This is a genomic window from Nocardioides antri (assembly GCF_008373765.1).
GTDB classification, from domain to species: Bacteria; Actinomycetota; Actinomycetes; order Propionibacteriales; family Nocardioidaceae; genus Nocardioides; species Nocardioides antri.
On sequence record NZ_VUJW01000058.1, the window covers coordinates 1 to 472 of the forward strand.

At 70.3% G+C, this 472-nt stretch carries 1 protein-coding gene; it reads right to left on the reverse strand.

Annotated elements, in window-relative coordinates; genetic code table 11:
- On the reverse strand, positions 1-323 hold a 323-nt coding region (locus tag F0U47_RS20420; RefSeq protein WP_497463089.1), incomplete at its 3' end, for a thiolase family protein.
- Positions 324-472: the final 149 nt, after the last annotated feature.

Consider the following 472-nt stretch of genomic DNA (forward strand, 5'->3'; position numbering starts at 1 on the left):
CCCTCGCCGGCCTTGATGGCGTGGAACGCCACCCGCGACGTCTGCACCGACGAGGAGCAGTAGCGGGTGATCGGCGCGCGGGGGATCCCGTAGCCGAGCAGCGCCGTCACGATCCGCGCCATGTTGTTGCCGGCCTCGCCGCCGGGCAGGCCACAGCCGAGGTAGAGGTCCTCGACGTCGTTCGGGTCGAGCGCCGGGATCTTGTCGAGGGCCGCCCTGATGATCAGCGCGGTGAGGTCGTCGGGGCGGAAGTCCTTCAGGGACCCCTTGTTCGCGCGGCCGATCGGCGTGCGGGCGGCGGAAACGATGACGGCCTCGGGCATGGGGCACTCCTCGGTGAGCGGTGACGGAACCTGGCCAGACTAGTAGGGGCTCGCTGGAACGTGTTGCAGTGGTGGCGGATGCCACACGCAGGCGCCTGCTGTCCGGCCTGTGGATGGTGCGCAGCGCGGTCGTGGAACGATGCGAGCCG